The following is a 17745-nucleotide window of genomic DNA, read 5'->3' as shown; positions in this document are numbered from 1 at the left end:
ATGAGCGCTGAGGCAACGACCGACGAGCGCGCCGGCATCCTCCTCGTGGACGACATGGAGGACAACCTGATCGCGCTGGAGGCCGTCCTGGGGTCCCTCAACGAGCCGCTGGTCCGCGCGCGTTCGGGCGAGGAGGCGATGAAGGCACTGCTGCGCCGGCGCTTCGCCCTGGTCCTGCTCGACGTGCGGATGCCGGGCATGGACGGCTTCGAGACGGCCGCCAACATCAAACGGCTCGACCAGACCAAGGACGTCCCGATCATCTTCCTGACCGGCGCGGACGACGACTCCGGCTACGCCTTCCGCGGCTACGCGACGGGCGCGGCGGACTACCTGACCAAGCCCTTCGACCCCTGGGTGCTCCGGGCCAAGGTCACCGTCTTCCTCGACCTGCACCGCAAGAACCGGCAACTGGAGCGGCTGCACGACGAACTGAGCCACCGACTGGCGGAACTGGAGCACCAGTTCACCGGCGAGAACCCCCCGGACCTGGACCGACTGCACGCCCAGATCCGGGAGTTACGACGCCTGGTGCCCCACGGACACCGGGTGTGACCGGCTACGCCTCGCGCGTGCCCGCGTACATCTCCTCGATCAGGTGCTTGACCGCATCACCGCGGGGGGCGACCCCCGCACCCCCAGCAGAGTCCACCGGCGCCGCCCTCCACCTACGCCTCGCGCGTGCCCGCGTACATCTCCTCGATCAGGTGCTTGTACTCCCGTTCCACCACCGGGCGCTTGAGCTTGAGGCTCGGGGTGATCTCGCCGTGTTCGACGTCGAGGTCGCGGGGCAGGAGGCGGAACTTCTTGATGGTCTGCCACTTCTGCAGACCGGAGTTGAGTTCCTTGACGTAGCCCTCGACCATCGCGACGGTGGCCGGTGCGGCGACGATGTCGGCGTAGGACTTGCCCTCCAGGCCGTTCTCCTTGGCCCACTCCAGGATGGACGGCTCGTCCAGCGCGATGAGCGCCGTGCAGAAGTTCCGGTCGGCGCCGTGCACCAGGATGTTGGACACGTACGGGCAGACCGCCTTGAACTGGCCCTCGACCTCGGCGGGCGCGATGTACTTGCCGCCGGAGGTCTTGATGAGGTCCTTCTTGCGGTCGGTGATCCGCAGATAGCCGTCGGGCGAGAGCTCGCCGATGTCCCCGGTGTGGAACCAGCCGTCGGCCTCCAGCACCTCGGCGGTCTTCTCCGGCAGCCCGTGGTAGCCCTGCATGATGCCGGGGCTGCGCAGCAGGATCTCCCCGTCATCGGCGATGCGGACCTCCGTGCCGGGCAGCGGCTTGCCGACCGTGCCGGTGCGGTAGGCCTCGCCGGGGTTGACGAAGGACGCGGCCGAGGACTCCGTCAGGCCGTAGCCCTCGAGGATGTGGATGCCGGCGCCGGAGAAGAAGTAGCCGATCTCGGGCGCGAGCGCCGCCGAGCCGGAGACACAGGCCCGCAGGTTCCCGCCGAACGCCTCCCGGATCTTGGCGTACACCAGCGCGTCGGCGACCTTGTGCTTCGCGCCGAGCCCGAACGGCACCGAGGCCGTCCCCGTGCGCCGGAAGTTGTCCTGCGAGACCTTCGCGTACTCGCGGGCGACCTCCGCCGCCCACTGGAAGATCTTGTACTTGGCGCCGCCACCCGCACGGGCCTTGGCGGCGACCCCGTTGTAGACCTTCTCGAAGATGCGCGGCACGGCCGCCATGTACGTCGGCTGCACGACCGGCAGATTCTCGATGATCTTGTCGACGCGGCCGTCCACGGCGGTGACATGACCGACCTCGATCTGCCCGGAGGTCAGCACCTTGCCGAAGACGTGCGCGAGCGGCAGCCACAGGTACTGCACGTCCTCGCTGCCGATCAGCCCGGTCGCGGCGATCGCCTTCGCCATGTACGCCCAGCTGTCGTGCGCGAGCCGGACGCCCTTGGGCCGGCCGGTGGTGCCGGAGGTGTAGATGAGGGTGGCGAGCTGGTCCCTGGTGATCGCGCCGACCCGCTCCTTGATCAGTTCGGGGTCCTTCTCCAGCCGCGCGGCGCCCCGGGCCTCCAGCTCGGCGAGGGTCAGCACCCAGTCACTCGTCTCGACACCGGCCGGGTCGATCACCACGACCTGCGTGAGGGCGGGCAGCTCGGCCCGCTTCTCCACGGCCTTGGCCAGCTGCGCCGCGTCCTCGGCGATCAGCACCCGGCTCTCGGAGTCGGAGAGGATGAACGCCGACTCGTCGGCGTTGGTCTGGGGATAGACCGTGGTCGTGGCCGCGCCCGCGCACATGATGCCGAGGTCGGCGAGGATCCAGTCGAGCCGGGTCGAGGAGGCCAGCGCGACCCGCTGCTCGGGCTGCACGCCCAGCTCGATGAGTCCGGCGGCGATCGAGTAGACCCGCTCGGCGGCCTGCGCCCAGTTCAGCGACTTCCACTCGTCCGGGCCCGCGCCCGGGGCCGGCGGCACCGGGTAGCGGTACGCCTCGGCGTCCGGGGTGGCCGCCACGCGCTCCAGGAAGAGGGTCGCCACGCTCGGCGGACGGTTCTCGATCAGGGTCTGTGTGTCGCTCACGACATCCTCCGGGGCCCGCGCAGTGCGGCTGGCTCAAGTGCGGCTGGCTTCACGCAGTAGCGTTTGTTTAACTCGCGAGTAACTATCGAGCAGAGATCAGAGTAGAGCCCGACCGGCCGGTTCGTAAGAGTCCGCGGCCTGTCACTTCCTACAGAGCGCGACGTTACGCACGCGTAGGGGCCCGCCACGCTTTCGCACGCCGAGCCCCCCTTCTGCCCGCTTTGACAGGTAACCGACTGTAACCCGCGGTTACTTCTTGCCCTTGGCCGACCCCGCGCTGTCATCGCTGGAGAGCACCGCGATGAAGGCCTCCTGCGGAACCTCCACGGAACCCACCATCTTCATCCGCTTCTTGCCCTCCTTCTGCTTCTCCAGCAGCTTCCGCTTGCGGGAGATGTCACCGCCGTAGCACTTGGCGAGGACGTCCTTGCGGATGGCGCGGATGGTCTCGCGGGCGATCACCCGGGAGCCGATGGCGGCCTGGATGGGCACCTCGAAGGCCTGCCGCGGGATGAGCTCGCGCAGCTTGGCGACGAGCCGCACGCCGTAGGCGTACGCCTGATCACGGTGGGTGATCGCGGAGAAGGCGTCCACCTTGTCGCCGTGCAGCAGGATGTCGACCTTGACGAGGTTCGAGGTCTGCTCGCCGGTGGGCTCGTAGTCGAGCGAGGCGTAACCACGCGTCTTCGACTTCAGCTGGTCGAAGAAGTCGAAGACGATCTCCGCGAGCGGGAGCGTGTAACGGATCTCGACCCGGTCCTCGGACAGGTAGTCCATGCCGAGCAGGGTGCCGCGCCGGGTCTGGCACAGCTCCATGATCGAGCCGATGAACTCCGACGGCGCGAGGATCGTGGCGCGTACGACCGGCTCGTACACCTCGTTGATCTTGCCCTCGGGGAACTCGCTCGGGTTGGTGACGGTGTGCTCGGTGCCGTCCTCCATCACGACCCGGTAGACCACGTTGGGCGCGGTGGCGATGAGATCGAGCCCGAACTCGCGCTCCAGCCGCTCCCGGATGACGTCGAGGTGGAGCAGGCCCAGGAAGCCGACGCGGAAGCCGAAGCCGAGAGCGGCGGAGGTCTCCGGCTCGTAGACCAGGGCGGCGTCGTTGAGCTGGAGCTTGTCCAGGGCCTCGCGCAGCTCGGGGTAGTCGGAACCGTCGAGCGGATACAGCCCCGAGAAGACCATCGGCTTCGGGTCCTTGTACCCACCGAGAGCCTCCGTGGCCCCCTTGTGCTGGCTGGTGACGGTGTCACCGACCTTGGACTGGCGGACGTCCTTCACACCGGTGATGAGGTAACCCACCTCACCCACGCCGAGCCCGTCGGCCGCCAGCATCTCGGGCGAGTTGGTCCCGATCTCCAGCAGCTCGTGGGTGGCGTCGGTGGACATCATCCGGATCCGCTCACGCTTGTTGAGCTGACCGTCGATGACACGGACGTACGTCACGACACCGCGGTAGGAGTCGTACACCGAGTCGAAGATCATCGCGCGGGCGGGCGCGTCGGCGACACCGACCGGCGCCGGGATCTCCCGTACGACCTTGTCCAGCAGCGCGTCGACGCCGACACCGGTCTTGGCGGACACCCGCAGCACGTCGTCGGGGTCGCACCCGACGAGGTTGGCGAGTTCCTCCGCGAACTTCTCCGGCTGCGCGGCCGGCAGGTCGATCTTGTTGAGCACCGGGATGATCGTGAGGTCGTTCTCCATCGCCAGATAGAGGTTGGCGAGGGTCTGCGCCTCGATGCCCTGGGCGGCGTCGACGAGGAGGATGGTCCCCTCGCAGGCGGCGAGCGACCGCGAGACCTCATAGGTGAAGTCGACGTGCCCCGGGGTGTCGATCATGTTGAGGATGTGCGTGTTGGTCTTGTCATGGGTCGGGGCCCACGGCAACCGCACCGCCTGGGACTTGATCGTGATGCCGCGCTCGCGCTCGATGTCCATCCGGTCGAGGTACTGAGCACGCATCTGCCGCTGCTCGACGACGCCGGTCAGCTGGAGCATCCGGTCGGCGAGCGTGGACTTGCCGTGGTCGATGTGCGCGATGATGCAGAAATTGCGGATCAGAGCCGGGTCGGTACGGCTCGGCTCGGGCACATTGTTAGGGGTCGCGGGCACGCAGGGTCCTGTCTCTTGAGGCGCCTTATGCCTCGGGTCGGATCGATACGTAGGCTCCATGGTCCCACGGGCGGCGACCGGGGACCGTTTTGGGCCGTCGGCCCGCCCCCTGGTAGTCTGAGTGGCTGTGTCTCATGCCCTCTCAGCGCGAGGCACACCATCAAGAAATCACCTGGTACGGGACCCGGATCCCTCCATGCCCGGAGTGCTCCTGGCTCGTGCCTGAACCTGTAGAGGCTCATTCGTGGCGAACATCAAGTCCCAGATCAAGCGGATCAAGACCAACGAGAAGGCGCGGCTGCGCAACAAGGCCGTCAAGTCCTCCCTCAAGACCGCGATCCGCAAGGCCCGCGAGGCCGCTGCCGCGGGTGACGTCGAGAAGGCCACCGAGTACCAGCGCGCTGCGGCGCGTCAGCTCGACAAGGCCGTCTCCAAGGGCGTCATCCACAAGAACCAGGCCGCCAACAAGAAGTCGGCGCTTGCTTCGAAGGTCGCGTCCCTCCAGGGCTGACACCTTTCTGATCTGACCGGGTCCACGAGGACCCACCGCCGGAAGGACCCCGAGCGGGCCCTCTCTCATCCGCTCCCAACCGGCCCCAGAGCCCGTACGCGGCCTGCGTTCGCCACGCGGGTACGGGCTCGACAGCCTGAACCGAAGGCCCCGCTGCCTGCCCTTCCCCGGGCGGGCGGCGGGGCCTTCGGCATACCCCCGGCCAGGTTTGGGCGAAGGGCCGCGAGATTTTTTCAGCGGGGTTGGATGATGCAGGGCGTCCGGCGTTTGGCATTTGCGGCCGCGTCCGGCGTTTGGCTTTCAGCCCGTCCGGCGTTTGAGGACGAGGCCCGAAGGGCCGACCGGGGTGCGGGGGCGGAGCCCCGCCGGGGTCCAGGGGGCGGAGCCCCCGGGAGCGGGGTTGAAGGGGCGGCAGCCCCTGGGGATGGGACGGGTAGGGGCGGCGGGGGCGAGAACCATGGGCCCGCACCCACCCACGGACCGCACGTCACCACACCCCCGCCCCCGTTACCCGCGCCCCCGCGACCGCGCAGCCCGGGCAATCACCACAACCGCCTTCTCGAGCGCGTAGTCGGGATCCTCCCCGCCCCCCTTCACCCCCGCATCCGCCTCCGCCACCGCCCGCAACGCCACAGCGACCCCATCCGGCGTCCACCCCCGCATCTGCTGCCGCACCCGATCGATCTTCCACGGCGGCATCCCCAACTCCCGCGCCAGATCCGCCGGCCGCCCCCCACGAGCGGACGACAGCTTCCCGATCGCCCGCACCCCCTGCGCCAACGCACTGGTGATCAGCACAGGCGCGACCCCCGTGGACAACGCCCACCGCAACGCCTCCAGCGCCTCCGCCGCCCGCCCCTCCACCGCCCGGTCGGCGACTTCAAAACTCGACGCCTCGGCCCGCCCCGTGTAGTACCGCCCGACGACGGCGACGTCGATGGTCCCCTCCACGTCCGCCACCAGCTGCGAAACCGCCGAGGCCAGCTCCCGCAGATCACTCCCGATGGCATCGACGAGCGCCTGACAGGCCTCCGGCGTGGCGGACCTCCCCGCCGCCCGGAACTCCCCCCGCACAAAGGCCAGCCGGTCCGCCGGCTTGGTCATCTTCGGACAGGCGACCTCGCGCGCCCCCGCCTTGCGGGCGGCGTCGAGCAGCGCCTTGCCCTTGGCGCCGCCCGCGTGCAGCAGCACGAGGGTGATCTCCTCGGCGGGCGCCCCGAGATACGCCTTCACGTCCTTGACCGTGTCGGCCGAAAGATCCTGCGCGTTGCGTACGACCACGACTTTGCGCTCCGCGAAGAGCGAGGGACTGGTCAGCTCGGCGAGCGTGCCGGGCTGCAACTGGTCCGGGGTGAGGTCGCGTACGTCCGTGTCGGCGTCGGCGGCCTTGGCGGCGGCCACCACCTCCCGCACGGCACGGTCGAGCAGGAGGTCCTCCTGGCCCACGGCGAGCGTCACGGGGGCGAGAGGGTCGTCATCAGAGTTCTTCCTGGCCATCGCGTAAAGCATGGCACGACCCACTGACAACGCGGTCCGACCGTGGCCGCCCCCGAACCAGAAGCCCCTCGGCGCTCCCAGCGGAGCGTCAGGTCACGGCTCCTCGCGCCAGCCGTCCCACTCCCCCGCGAACGCGTCCAGCTCCCCGGGATCCAGCCGCCCGTCCTCGTCCCGCAGGACGACCAGCCACTGCGCGTCCTCCGCGTCGTCCTCACCCGCCAGGGCGTCCCGGACGAGCCGCGGCTCCTCGACGACCCCGAACCGCTCCCCCAGCGCCTCCGCCGCCTCCTGCGCCGCGTCACGGTCGGGCAGCACCAGCACATGTCTCACATCACTCACGGCCCCATTCTCCGCGCAGCGAGCCGCCTCTCCGTACCCAGCCCCATGAACCCGCACGGGCCCCGTTGCCCCGTCAGCCCCCGTAGGCCTCTGTCAGCCCCCGTCAGTCTCTGTCAGCCCTTCCGAACGATCTGCACATCCAGATCGACCCGGATACTCGGCCCCACCACCGCGATGCCCCGCGCCAGCATCGTCTGCCAGCTCACCGTGAAGTCGTCGCGATGCAGTTCGGTCCGGGCCCGGCAGGCCGCCCGCACCTCGCCCTCCATGCCGTTGCCCAGCCCCAGGTACTCCGTGTCGAGCGTCACCGTCCGCGTCACCCCGTGCAACGACAGCGCCCCCGTCACCGCCCATCGGTTCCCGCCCTTGTGCACGAACCGCTCGCTGTAGAACTCCAGCGTCGGAAAGCGCGCCACGTCCAGGAAGTCGGCCGAGCGCAGATGGTCGTCCCGCATCCGCACGTTCGTGTCGATGGACGCCGCGTCGATCACCACATGCATCGCCGACCGCTCCACCGGGTCCCCGATCCGCACGGCACCCGCGAAGGAGTTGAACCGCCCGTGGATCCGCGCCAGCCCGATGTGCCGCGCCGTGAACCCGATCGAGGAGTGCGTCTGCTCGATGTCCCAGTCGCCGGGCGCCGGCAGCTCCGCGGGCTGCGCGATCTGCAGCGTCACGTCCCCCAGGGAGGCGAGCGTGTTCTCCCCGACGGTCGCGCTCGCCCGGTACGGCGTGTACCCCTCGGCCGACACCGCGAGCCGGTACTCCCCTGCGGGCACCGTGGTCACGAACGATCCGAACGGATCCGTCTCGCCCCCCACCACCTTGCGCCCCATGGCGTCGCTGACCGCGAACTCCGCATGCCGTACCGGCTCGTTGACCGGATCCAGCACCCTGCAGCTCAGCACCCCCGCGCTCGGCGGAGTCTGCACCGCCGCCAGGGGACTCGTCCGTTGCACCCGACTCGTTCGGTTTCCCAGCCAGCGGCCGAACATCCACGCCACCCCTGTGCGCTCGACACCAATGTTGCCGAAGAGACATTCGATCACCGATGAGGCTTTCGAGGCAACACGGACTGTCTACGCACGAGTAGCAACGCCTGGTCCGATGTCGACCCGATCCATCACCCCTGTTGTGATTTCCGCACAGTCGGCACACGGTCAAGGTCGATCCCGAACTCCTCCCGGTAGACCGCCAGCACCTCCTCGTCCGTGTCCAACTCACCCTGCTCACGCGCCCCGTCGGCGCTCGTCACCTTGAAGGTGCGTCCGCTGAGCGTGATCCGCCCGCCGTCCTCGGTCACCCGCGAGCACACCAGCGACCGCACGAAGTGGGAGGCCGGCGAGGTGGAGTGCCACCAAGCACCGGCCACGAAGTCACCGAGCTCCCGGGGCCGCAGCTCCAGGCGGTACTGGGGAGCGCCGTTCATCACGACATCCAGGTCCGGCCCCGCCTCGACGATCTGGAACACGCCCGCGGGGTCCTGCTGCTCACCCCGCTCCCCGAAGGCCAGCGGATGCAGACTGTGTGCCCCGAAGCCGACGTCCGCCAGCCACTCGCTCCCGTCCACCGCCCGCACCCGCAGCGCGAGATGGTCGTACGGGATCCCCAGCCGCCCCTCACCCCCGTGCACCCGCGCGGCGAGCAGCGTGACCCCGAACCCCAGCTCGGCCAGCAACGCCCCGAACGCCCCGTTGAGTTCGTAGCAGAACCCTCCCCGCCGCGCTCCCACCACCTTGTCCAGCAGTCGCTTCTCCTCCAGCACGATCTCCTCTCCCAGATGCACGGACAGGTTCTCGAACGGCACCTGCCGCAGGTGCCGCAGGTGCAGGTCGCGCAGTACGTCGGCGGTGGGCGCGGTGGGCCAAGCCGGGGGCTCGATCCCCAGGCGGCGGAGATAGGCATCGACCTGTGCGATATGCATGCCCTCAGTCTCGCGCCACCGCCGGCCGTCCGCCGAGGTCCGTGACGGCGAGTGCCCCGTCCCGGTCGGTCCGCAGCACCACGGCACCCTCGGCCCGCAACGCCGCGACCGTGCTGGGAGCCGGATGTCCGTACGGGTTGTCCTCCCCGCAGCTGATCAGCGCGATCCGCGGGGCCACCCTGCGTATCAGCTCCGGATCCTGGTACGCCGAGCCGTGATGGGCGACCTTGAGCACGTCCACCCCGCCCAGCAGGGCACCCTGCGGTGACCTCAGCAGGGCCTGCTGGGCCGGCGGTTCGAGGTCCCCGAGCAGCAGGAGCCGCAGCCCCGCCGAGTGGACCAGCATGGCGACGCTGGCGTCGTTCGGCCCGTCCGGGTCCGGCGCCGGGGCCGGCGGGGGCCACAGCACCTGCCAGGACAGCGACCCGGTGCGCCGTACCTCCCCGGCGACGGCGCGGGTGAGCGGGATGTGCCGCGCCGCCGCCTCCCTGCTGACGAACTCGACCTGGTCCGCGGGCTCCTGGAACCCGGTCGTCTCGATCGCCCCCACCGAACGCCCTCGCAGCACTCCCGGCAGTCCCGCCACATGATCGGCATGGAAGTGGGTGAGCACGACGAGCGGGACGCGGGTGATCCCGAGCGTGCGCAGACAGTGGTCGACCAGCTTGGGATCGGGCCCGGCGTCCACGACCACACCAGCGCCGTCCCCCGCCGACAGCACCGTCGCATCGCCCTGGCCCACATCGCACATCGCGAACCGCCACCCCGGCGGCGGCCACCCCGTGATCACCCGGGTCAGCGGCGGTGGCTGCACGACGACGAGCAGCAGCACAAGCCCGCACGCCGCGCACAGCCACGGGTGCCGCAGCAGCAGCCGCCCGACCAGTACGACGACCATCGTGACCAGGGCCAGCAACAGTGCCCCGCCCCAGCTGCCGGGCCAGTCCACTCCCCCGCCGGGCAAAGCAGCCCCGGTGCGGGCGACACCCGCGATCCACCCGGCGGGCCAACTCGCGCACCACGCCAGCGCCCTGGCCGCCTGCATCGCCACCGGCGCCGTCGCCAGCGCGGCGAAGCCCAGCACGGTCGCCGGGGCCACGGCGACCTCGACGAGCAGGTTGCAGGGCACCGCCACCAGGCTCACCCGCGCCGACAGCACGGCGACGACCGGCGCGCACAGGGCCTGCGCCGCGGCTGCCGCGGCCAGCCCCTCGGCCAGCCTCGGCGGAACCCGGTGCCGTCCCAGCGCCTCGCTCCAGCGCGGGGCGAGGATGAGCAGCGCGCCGGTGGCCAGCACGGAGAGCAGGAAGCCGTAACTGCGCGACAGCCAGGGGTCGTAGAGCACCAGCAGCAGGACGGCCGTCGCCAGCGCCGGGATCAGCGATCTGCGGCGCCCGGTCGCCAGGGCCAGCAGGACGACGGCTCCACAGGCGGCGGCGCGCAGCACGCTCGGGTCCGGTCGGCACACGACGACGAACCCGAGGGTGAGCGCGCCGCCGAGCACCGCGGTCGCGCGCAGCGGAATGCCGAGCCTGGGCGCGAGCCCTCGGCGCTCCACCAACTGGGCCATGCCGGGTGGCCCGATGAGCAGGGCCAGGATGATCGTGAGGTTGCTTCCGGACACCGCGAGGGTGTGCGCCAGGTCCGTCTCCTCGAAGGCCTCGTCCAGGTCCGGGCCGATCCGCGAGGTGTCGCCGACGACCAGCCCCGGCAGCAGGGCCCGGGCGTCCTCCGGCAATCCGTCGGTCGCCTCCCGCAGCCCGCCCCGCAACCGCCCGGCGAACCGCTGTGCCGCCGTCGGTCCGCCGACCACCTCCGGCACGCCCTTCCCCCGCACCCGCAACACCTCGGCGACCCGGTCCCCACCGACCAGAGCGGGCACGACCCGTGCCACGACCCGCACCCGCGTGGAGGGCAGCAATTCGAGCCAGGGCGACCGGGGCGGACCCTCGACGGAAGGTGCCCTGCCGGCTGCCTCCCCGTCGGCTTCCGCCCTGCCGGCCTCCGCTCCTCGCGACGCGACGTTCACGATCATCAGCACGGGCGCCCGCGTCGCCACGACCGTGCCGTCCGCCTCCTCGACCCGGCGCACCTCTCCCTCGACCAGCACGGAGGCAGGGGCCGCGTGATCCCCTCTCACTCTGGGCCGGGTGACCCGCGGGTCGGAGGTCACCTCGACCTCGGCCGTCACGGTGGCGTATCGCCGCGCCAACTCCGGCACGGGCCCACGGCGCACGTCGGCACCGTGCAACCCGGCGGACACGGCGGCCGCGGCGACGCAGAGCAGCAGGGCGGCGAGAGAGGTCCGCGGCCATGCACCCCTCCCAGTACGGCCGCCCGCCACCCATCTCCCCGCCAACAGCAGCAGCCCCGCCGCGCCAAGACAGAACACCGCGATGCCCGTGACCCACCCCGGCGGCGCGTCCAGTGTCAGCGCCGCCGTCGCCCAGGTCGCGAGCGCGGGTGGGACGAGGCGCAGGTCCGTCGGTCCTTCCTGCCGGGGGTGGGCCGCTCCCAGGCGGGCTCCGGAGGCGGCGTGGACGGCTGCGCGGGTGTCGGCCCGGTTGCCGTCACGGAGATCCGTGCCGTTCCCGGGGGGAACGGGGTCGCGGCTCATGGCGCCGCTCCAGGCCGGCGTCCCGGGACTGCGCTGCTGTCGTGGAAGGCAAGGCCGCGGCTCATGGCCGTACCAGATGCCGCAGGTCGGCGAAGCGGCGGTCGCCGATGCCGTTCACCTCGCGCAGCTCGTCCACCGAGCGGAAGCCGCCGTGCTGTGTGCGGTAGTCGATGATGTGCTGGGCCAGGACAGGGCCCACGCCCGGCAGGGTGTCGAGCTGGTCCACGGTCGCCGTGTTGAGGGCGACGGGCGCCCCTGAGGCCGTCCCAGCCGGACCACCGCCGGCCGCACCGGCAACACCCGCCGGACCGGGCGCCGGAGCGGCCGGCCCGCCCACGACCACCTGTTCACCGTCGACGAGGAAACGGGCTTGGTTGAGTCCGTCCGTGTTCGTGCCGGGCCGCACGCCACCGGCCGCGCGCAGGGCGTCGACAACCCGTGAACCGGCCGGCAGCCGTTGGATCCCGGGCCTGCGGACCCTGCCGCTGACATCGACGACGATCTCGGCGCCGCCGCCGGCCCCGGCCGTACCCCCGGCCCGCGTCACACCGGCGGAGCCACCCGCACCCGACTCCCCGTCAGTCTTCCCGCCGCCGAGCCTCCCCTGCCCGAACTCGCCCTCCCCGCCCTTCCCTTCACCGAGCGGCACCGCCGCCCGCACCACCTCCGGCGCCCGCACGGACTGCGGCCGGCCGCTCCAGAAGTGCTGCACGGCGAACACGGCGGCGACCACGAGCAGCACCCCGAGCGCGACCACGCTCCGCCGCTCCAGCCCGCACCGCGTCTGCAACCACACCGGCATCCGCTCCCGCAGCGCGGGCCCGACGCGCGCCCGCCAGGTCTCCACCGGCCGCCGGACATCGGTCTGTTCGGCCGCATCTCCCGCCGGTGGAAAGCCCCGCCCCTCCTCTTGAGGGCAGTCCCGCCCCTCCTGAGGCAGGTCACCGCCGTTCTCCTCGGGCGGCCCCGGCGGCCCCAACCCCCGCCATCCCTCCGGCCGTTCGGGAAACAGCACCTCCGTCCGCCGCCGGAGCTCCTCCGCCGACTCGTGCCGCTGCCGGGCCCGTCCCCGGCTCCCAGCCGGTGCGCGGCGATGGCGAATCCGGCCGTCCGTGGCGGGGCCGCGTCCGGGGCCGCTGGAGACGGTCGCTGTGCGTGAACGTGATCGAAGTGCCATGCGGCGAGGATCACGCACCTCGCCACCACTGCGATGATCTTGCTCAATTCCCGGGGATTACCCACCGGTTGTGGACAACTCCGCCACCCGCACGGGTGATCCCACCCCACGGGTGATCCGACCCCACAGGTATCCGCGCAAAGTCGCCGTCACCGCGGCGAGACCACGACCCCCAGCAGTCCGGGCCCGGTGTGCGCCCCGATCACCGCCCCGACCTCGCTCACATGCAGGTCCGCCATGCCGGGCACCCTCGCCCGCAGCCGGTCCGCCAGCGCCGAGGCCCGGTCGGGGGCGGCGAGATGGTGGACGGCGATGTCGACCGGCGCGCTGCCGGCCCGGTCGGCCGCGATCTCCTCCAGGCGGGCGATCGCCCTGGACGCGGTCCGGACCTTCTCGAGGAGTTCGATTCTCCCGCCGTCCAGTTGGAGCAGTGGTTTCACGGCGAGCGCCGAACCCAGCAGCGCCTGCGCCGCGCCGATCCGACCGCCCCGGCGCAGATAGTCGAGGGTGTCGACGTAGAAGTAGGCAGAGGTGCCCGAGGCCCGCTTCTCCGCGGCCGTGACGGCCTCGTCCACCGTGCCGCCCGCCTCGGCCGCCTGCGCGGCGGCGAGCGCGCAGAACCCGAGCGCCATCGCGACCGTCCCGGTGTCCACCACCCGCACCGGCACCGGTGCCTCACGCGCCGCGAGGACCGCCGCGTCGTAGGTGCCCGACAGTTCGGCGGAGAGGTGGAGGGAGACGATGCCGGTGGCGCCGGTCTCGGCGACCTTGCGGTAGGTCTCGGCGAAGAGCTGGGGGCTGGGCCGCGAGGTGGTGACGGGGCGCCGCTTCTGCAGTGCCTGGGCCAGCGAACGGGTCGAGATCTCGGTGCCCTCGTCCAGCGCCTGGCCACCGAGGACCACGGTCAGGGGGACCGCGGTGATGCCGTGACGCTCCATCGTCCGCGGCGGCAGGTAGGCCGTTGAATCGGTGACGATCGCGACATGGCGGGACATGAGCTGGAGGTTACCTGGCGTAGTGCCCGTACGGCAGCCCGGCCCCTGTCACCTGGTCTGCCCTTGACCGGATCAAGTAGTGCTCTCGGGACGGGGTTTCTTCTGCCAGGGGTAGCTCGGGCGCTGTCCCGGAGGGGTGATGGCGGCCCGCGTCGCCCCCTCGGCCCGGCGCGGTGTCTCCGGCCAGGTCTGCTGCGCCGTCGCGTTGTCGGCGGCCGGGGCGTCCGGCCACGGCGGCGGGGCGGCGGACGGCTCCTCCTTCGTCCAGTGCCGCAGGGCGCCCGCCTCCACGTCGATCTGGGCGCTCAGCGTGTCCAGGTCGTCCGCGGCGAACCGGTGGGCCCGGTCCCGGGCCGCCCAGCGCAGGGAGTCGGCGGACTGGGTGATGCGCTCGGTGCGGGCGCGCAGGTCGGGCAGCCGCTGGGCGAGTGTCGCGCGGTCGGGCTCGCCCTCGAGGCGCTTGAGCTCGCCGTCCAGTTCGTGCCCGTGCACGCTCAGTCGCCGGAAGAGGTCCAGGGACTCCTTCAGGGACTGGTCGTCCCGGGCGCCCGCGTGCAGCGCGTCCTGGGTGGCGCGCATCGAGGTGCGCAGTTTCAGGCGCAGCGCGGCGACCTCGGCCGCCGGCCCCTGTTGCACGAAGCTCTTGGCACGCAGGGTGTGGTCCTCGACGGTGCGCCGGGCCTGGTCGATGGTGCGGTCCACGCCGCGCTTGGCGGCGCCGATCACCTTGACGGTGGCGTAGGCGCCGAGCACCAGGAAGAGGACGAAGAGCAGGGCGAACACTGCGATCACTGCTTCCACTGTGCTCCTCCTCCGGGCTGTCGCGACATGTCGCGCGGCTCTTCCACGGTAAACGAGGCGGGCAGGTTCGGAGTTCCGGAAGAACCCCGAACCTGCCCTTGGAAGACCCGGATCCTGCCCGTAGGGGACTACCCGGAGACGGCGGACGTAGCGCCCGCGTCACCTGCCGACGGCTACGCGGGAACGATGTTCACCAGCTTCGGCTCACGCACGATGACCTTGCGGATCCCGGCGCCCTCCAGTGCCGCGACGACCTTCTCGTCGGCCAGCGCCACCTTTTCCAGCTCCTCCGCGGAGATGGACGGCGGCACCTCCAGGCGGGCCTTGACCTTGCCCCTGATCTGCACGACGCAGGTCACGGCCTCGTCGACCACGTAGCGCGGGTCGGCGACCGGGAAGTCCTGGTGGACGACCGAGTCGGTGTGGCCCAGCTTGCGCCACAGTTCCTCGGCGATGTGCGGGGCCAGCGGCGCGATCAGCAGCACCAGCGGCTCGGCGACCGAGCGCGGCACGGTGCCGCCCGCCTTGGTCAGGTGGTTGTTCAGCTCCGTGACCTTGGCGATGGCGGTGTTGAAGCGCAGGCCCTCCAGGTCCTGGCGCACTCCGTCGATCGCCTTGTGCAGGGCGCGCAGCGTGTCCTCGTCGGGCTCGGCGTCGGAAACGGTGACCTCACCGCTCGCCTCGTCGACGATGTTGCGCCACAGCCGCTGCAGCAGCCGGAACTGGCCGACCACCGCGCGCGTGTCCCACGGCCGGGAGACGTCCAGCGGGCCCATCGCCATCTCGTACAGGCGCAGGGTGTCGGCGCCGTACTCGGCGCAGATCTCGTCCGGAGTGACCGCGTTCTTCAGGGACTTGCCCATCTTGCCCAGCAGCCGGGAGACCTTCTCGCCCTGGTAGTAGTAGGCGCCGTCGCGCTCCTCCACCTCGGCGGCCGGTACGGCGATGCCCCGGCCATCGCGGTAGACGTAGGCCTGGATCATGCCCTGGTTGAACAGCTTGTGGAACGGCTCCGCGGAGGAGACGTGCCCCAGGTCGTACAGCACCTTGGACCAGAAGCGGGCGTACAGCAGGTGCAGCACCGCGTGCTCGGCGCCGCCGACGTACAGGTCGACACCGCCGTGCGGCATGCCCGCGCGCGGGCCCATCCAGTACCGCTCGATCTCCGGGTCGACCAGCTGCTCGGCGTTGTGCGGGTCCAGGTAGCGCAGTTCGTACCAGCAGGAGCCGGCCCAGTTGGGCATGGTGTTGGTCTCACGGCGGTACTTCTTCGGACCGTCGCCCAGGTCCAGGGTGACGTCGACCCACTCCTCGTTCCGCGACAGCGGGGTCTCGGGCTGGGTGTCGGCGTCGTCCGGGTCGAAGGTGCGCGGGCTGTAGTCCTCGACCTCGGGCAGCTCCAGCGGCAGCATCGACTCGGGCAGGGCGTGCGCGACGCCGTCCTCGTCGTAGACGATCGGGAAGGGCTCGCCCCAGTAGCGCTGCCGGCTGAACAGCCAGTCCCGCAGCCGGAAGTTGACCGTTCCCTCGCCGATGCCCTTGCGCTCCAGCCACTCGGTGATGCGCGCCTTGGCCTCGGCGACGGGCAGGCCGTCCAGGGAGATGTCGTCGTTCGAGGAGTTGATGATCTTCGCCTCGTACGACGCGAAGGCGTCCTCCCACGTCGAGGTGTCGGTGCCGCGTCCGTCGGTCGGTTCGACGATGCAGACGATCGGCAGCTCGAAGGCGCGCGCGAACTCGAAGTCGCGCTGGTCGCCCGCCGGGACGGCCATGATCGCGCCGGTGCCGTAGCCCATCAGCACGTAGTCGGCGATGAACACCGGGACCTGCTCGCCGTTGACCGGGTTGGTCGCGTAGGCACCGATGAAGACACCGGTCTTGTCCTTGGCCTCGGCCTGCCGCTCCACGTCGGACTTGGAGGCGGCCTGCGCGCGATAGGCGGCGACGGCCTCGGCGGGCGTTGCGTGACCGCCGGTCCACACCTCGTGGGTGCCCTCCGGCCAGGCGGCCGGGGTGAACTTCTCGACCAGCGGGTGCTCCGGGGCCAGCACCATGTAGGACGCGCCGAACAGGGTGTCCGGGCGGGTGGTGAAGACCGTGATGCGTTCGCCGTCGATCGGGAAGTCGACGCGGGCGCCCTCGGAGCGGCCGATCCAGTTGCGCTGCTGCAGCTTGATCGCCTCGGGCCAGTCCAGCGCCTCCAGGTCCCGCAGCAGCCGGTCGGCGTAGGCGGTGATGCGCATGTTCCACTGGCGCAGCTTGGCCTTGAAGACGGGGAAGTTGCCGCGCTCGGAGCGGCCGTCGGCGGTGACCTCCTCGTTGGCCAGCACGGTGCCCAGGCCCGGGCACCAGTTGACCGGCGCGTCGGAGGCGTAGGCCAGCCGGAACTCGCCCAGGACGTCGGCGCGCTCCGTGGCGCTCAGCTCGTGCCACGCGCGCGTGTGGCCCGGTACGACGCGCTCACCGGTCTCGAACTGGGCGATCAGCTCGGAGATCGGACGGGCCCGGTCCGCCTCGTCGTCGTACCAGGAGTTGAAGATCTGCAGGAAGATCCACTGGGTCCACTTGTAGTACTCCGGGTCGATCGTGGCGAACGACCGGCGCTTGTCGTGGCCCAGGCCCAGCCGGCGCAGCTGCACCTTCATGTTCTCGATGTTGGCCTCGGTGGAGACACGCGGGTGCGTGCCGGTCTGCACCGCGTACTGCTCGGCGGGCAGGCCGAAGGCGTCGAAGCCCAGGGTGTGCAGGACGTTGTGGCCCGTCATGCGCTGGAAGCGCGCGAAGACGTCGGTGGCGATGTAGCCCAGGGGGTGGCCGACGTGCAGGCCCGCACCGGAGGGGTACGGGAACATGTCCATGATGTACTTCTTGGGGCGGGCGACGACCTCCGGGTCGCCGGCCAGGTCACCCTTGGGGTTCGGCGCCGCGTACGTGCCCTCGGCGTCCCAGAAGTCCTGCCAGCGTGCCTCGATCTCGGCCGCCGTCGCCGCCGTGTAGCGGTGCGGCGCGACCACCTCGGCGGTGGCAGCGGGGTTCGTCTCGCTCATGATCCTCAAGCTCCATCGGTCGTCTCTGCCAGCGGCTGCTCGTTGCCGAAAACGAAAAATCCCCTCGCACAGGAGGGGACGCCGCGCCGATTCCGACCATCCGGTCCGCCCGGTGGTCGGGACTGATCAGCGCGGCCCGCTAAGCAGAAGGCGTACGGCACGCATGGCGTTAGGGT

General features: G+C 71.0%; 13 protein-coding genes. 2 read left to right on the top strand and 11 right to left on the bottom strand.

From position 1 onward, the window contains the following. A complete protein-coding gene (locus ABZ453_RS01650; protein WP_359010444.1) occupies positions 1-555 on the top strand; it encodes a response regulator in 555 nt (184 codons plus the stop codon). 113 nt (positions 556-668) lie between these two features. Here the strand turns inward: ABZ453_RS01650 and ABZ453_RS01645 are convergent, their stop codons facing one another. Together ABZ453_RS01645 and lepA are read right to left on the bottom strand one after the other, a co-directional pair. Beyond that, entirely contained in the window at positions 669-2543 is a 1875-nt protein-coding gene (locus tag ABZ453_RS01645; protein ID WP_359010442.1) for an AMP-dependent synthetase/ligase, read from the bottom strand. A 249-nt stretch (positions 2544-2792) separates the two neighbouring features. Next, complete coding sequence (gene lepA / locus ABZ453_RS01640; protein ID WP_359010440.1) at positions 2793-4661, bottom strand: translation elongation factor 4; 1869 nt, start codon at positions 4659-4661, stop codon at positions 2793-2795. Positions 4662-4905: 244 nt separating this feature from the next. On the opposite strand from lepA, the gene rpsT reads away from it, so the two are divergent. After that, entirely contained in the window at positions 4906-5172 is a 267-nt protein-coding gene (rpsT, locus tag ABZ453_RS01635; RefSeq protein ID WP_133041041.1) for a 30S ribosomal protein S20, read from the top strand. Between the two features lie 507 nt (positions 5173-5679). Here rpsT and holA read toward each other — a convergent pair. The 9 genes from holA to leuS all read right to left on the bottom strand — a co-directional run bounded on the left by holA (position 5680) and on the right by leuS (position 17569). Next, positions 5680-6669, bottom strand: coding sequence for a DNA polymerase III subunit delta (gene holA / locus ABZ453_RS01630; protein WP_359010438.1), 990 nt, complete (start codon positions 6667-6669; stop codon positions 5680-5682). Between the two features lie 93 nt (positions 6670-6762). After that, complete coding sequence (locus tag ABZ453_RS01625; RefSeq protein WP_356768408.1) at positions 6763-7008, bottom strand: hypothetical protein; 246 nt, start codon at positions 7006-7008, stop codon at positions 6763-6765. Between the two features lie 113 nt (positions 7009-7121). Beyond that, positions 7122-8003 carry a YceI family protein gene (locus ABZ453_RS01620; RefSeq protein WP_359010435.1) on the bottom strand — a complete coding sequence of 294 codons (882 nt, stop codon included), beginning with the start codon at positions 8001-8003 and terminating at the stop codon, positions 7122-7124. A gap of 128 nt (positions 8004-8131) precedes the next feature. Next, entirely contained in the window at positions 8132-8932 is an 801-nt protein-coding gene (locus tag ABZ453_RS01615) for an arylamine N-acetyltransferase (protein WP_359010433.1), read from the bottom strand. Positions 8933-8936: 4 nt separating this feature from the next. After that, positions 8937-11549, bottom strand: coding sequence for a ComEC/Rec2 family competence protein (locus tag ABZ453_RS01610; RefSeq protein ID WP_359010431.1), 2613 nt, complete (start codon positions 11547-11549; stop codon positions 8937-8939). A 61-nt stretch (positions 11550-11610) separates the two neighbouring features. Then, positions 11611-12726 carry a ComEA family DNA-binding protein gene (locus ABZ453_RS01605; RefSeq protein ID WP_359010429.1) on the bottom strand — a complete coding sequence of 372 codons (1116 nt, stop codon included), beginning with the start codon at positions 12724-12726 and terminating at the stop codon, positions 11611-11613. A gap of 149 nt (positions 12727-12875) precedes the next feature. Next, a complete protein-coding gene (locus ABZ453_RS01600; protein WP_359010427.1) occupies positions 12876-13721 on the bottom strand; it encodes a DegV family protein in 846 nt (281 codons plus the stop codon). Positions 13722-13793: 72 nt separating this feature from the next. Then, positions 13794-14522 (bottom strand): hypothetical protein, encoded by a 729-nt coding sequence (locus ABZ453_RS01595; protein ID WP_359010425.1) that lies wholly within the window; start codon positions 14520-14522, stop codon positions 13794-13796. Between the two features lie 173 nt (positions 14523-14695). Continuing rightward, on the bottom strand, positions 14696-17569 hold the full coding sequence (gene leuS / locus ABZ453_RS01590) for a leucine--tRNA ligase (RefSeq protein WP_359010423.1): 2874 nt from the start codon (positions 17567-17569) through the stop codon (positions 14696-14698). Between the last annotated feature and the right edge of the window lie 176 nt (positions 17570-17745).

The sequence above is a fragment of the Streptomyces sp. NPDC005799 genome, assembly GCF_040630525.1.
GTDB lineage: Bacteria > Actinomycetota > Actinomycetes > Streptomycetales > Streptomycetaceae > Streptomyces > Streptomyces griseorubiginosus_B.
The sequence above is the reverse complement of the archived record's forward strand: the minus strand, read 5'-3'. Positions and strand labels throughout refer to the sequence as shown.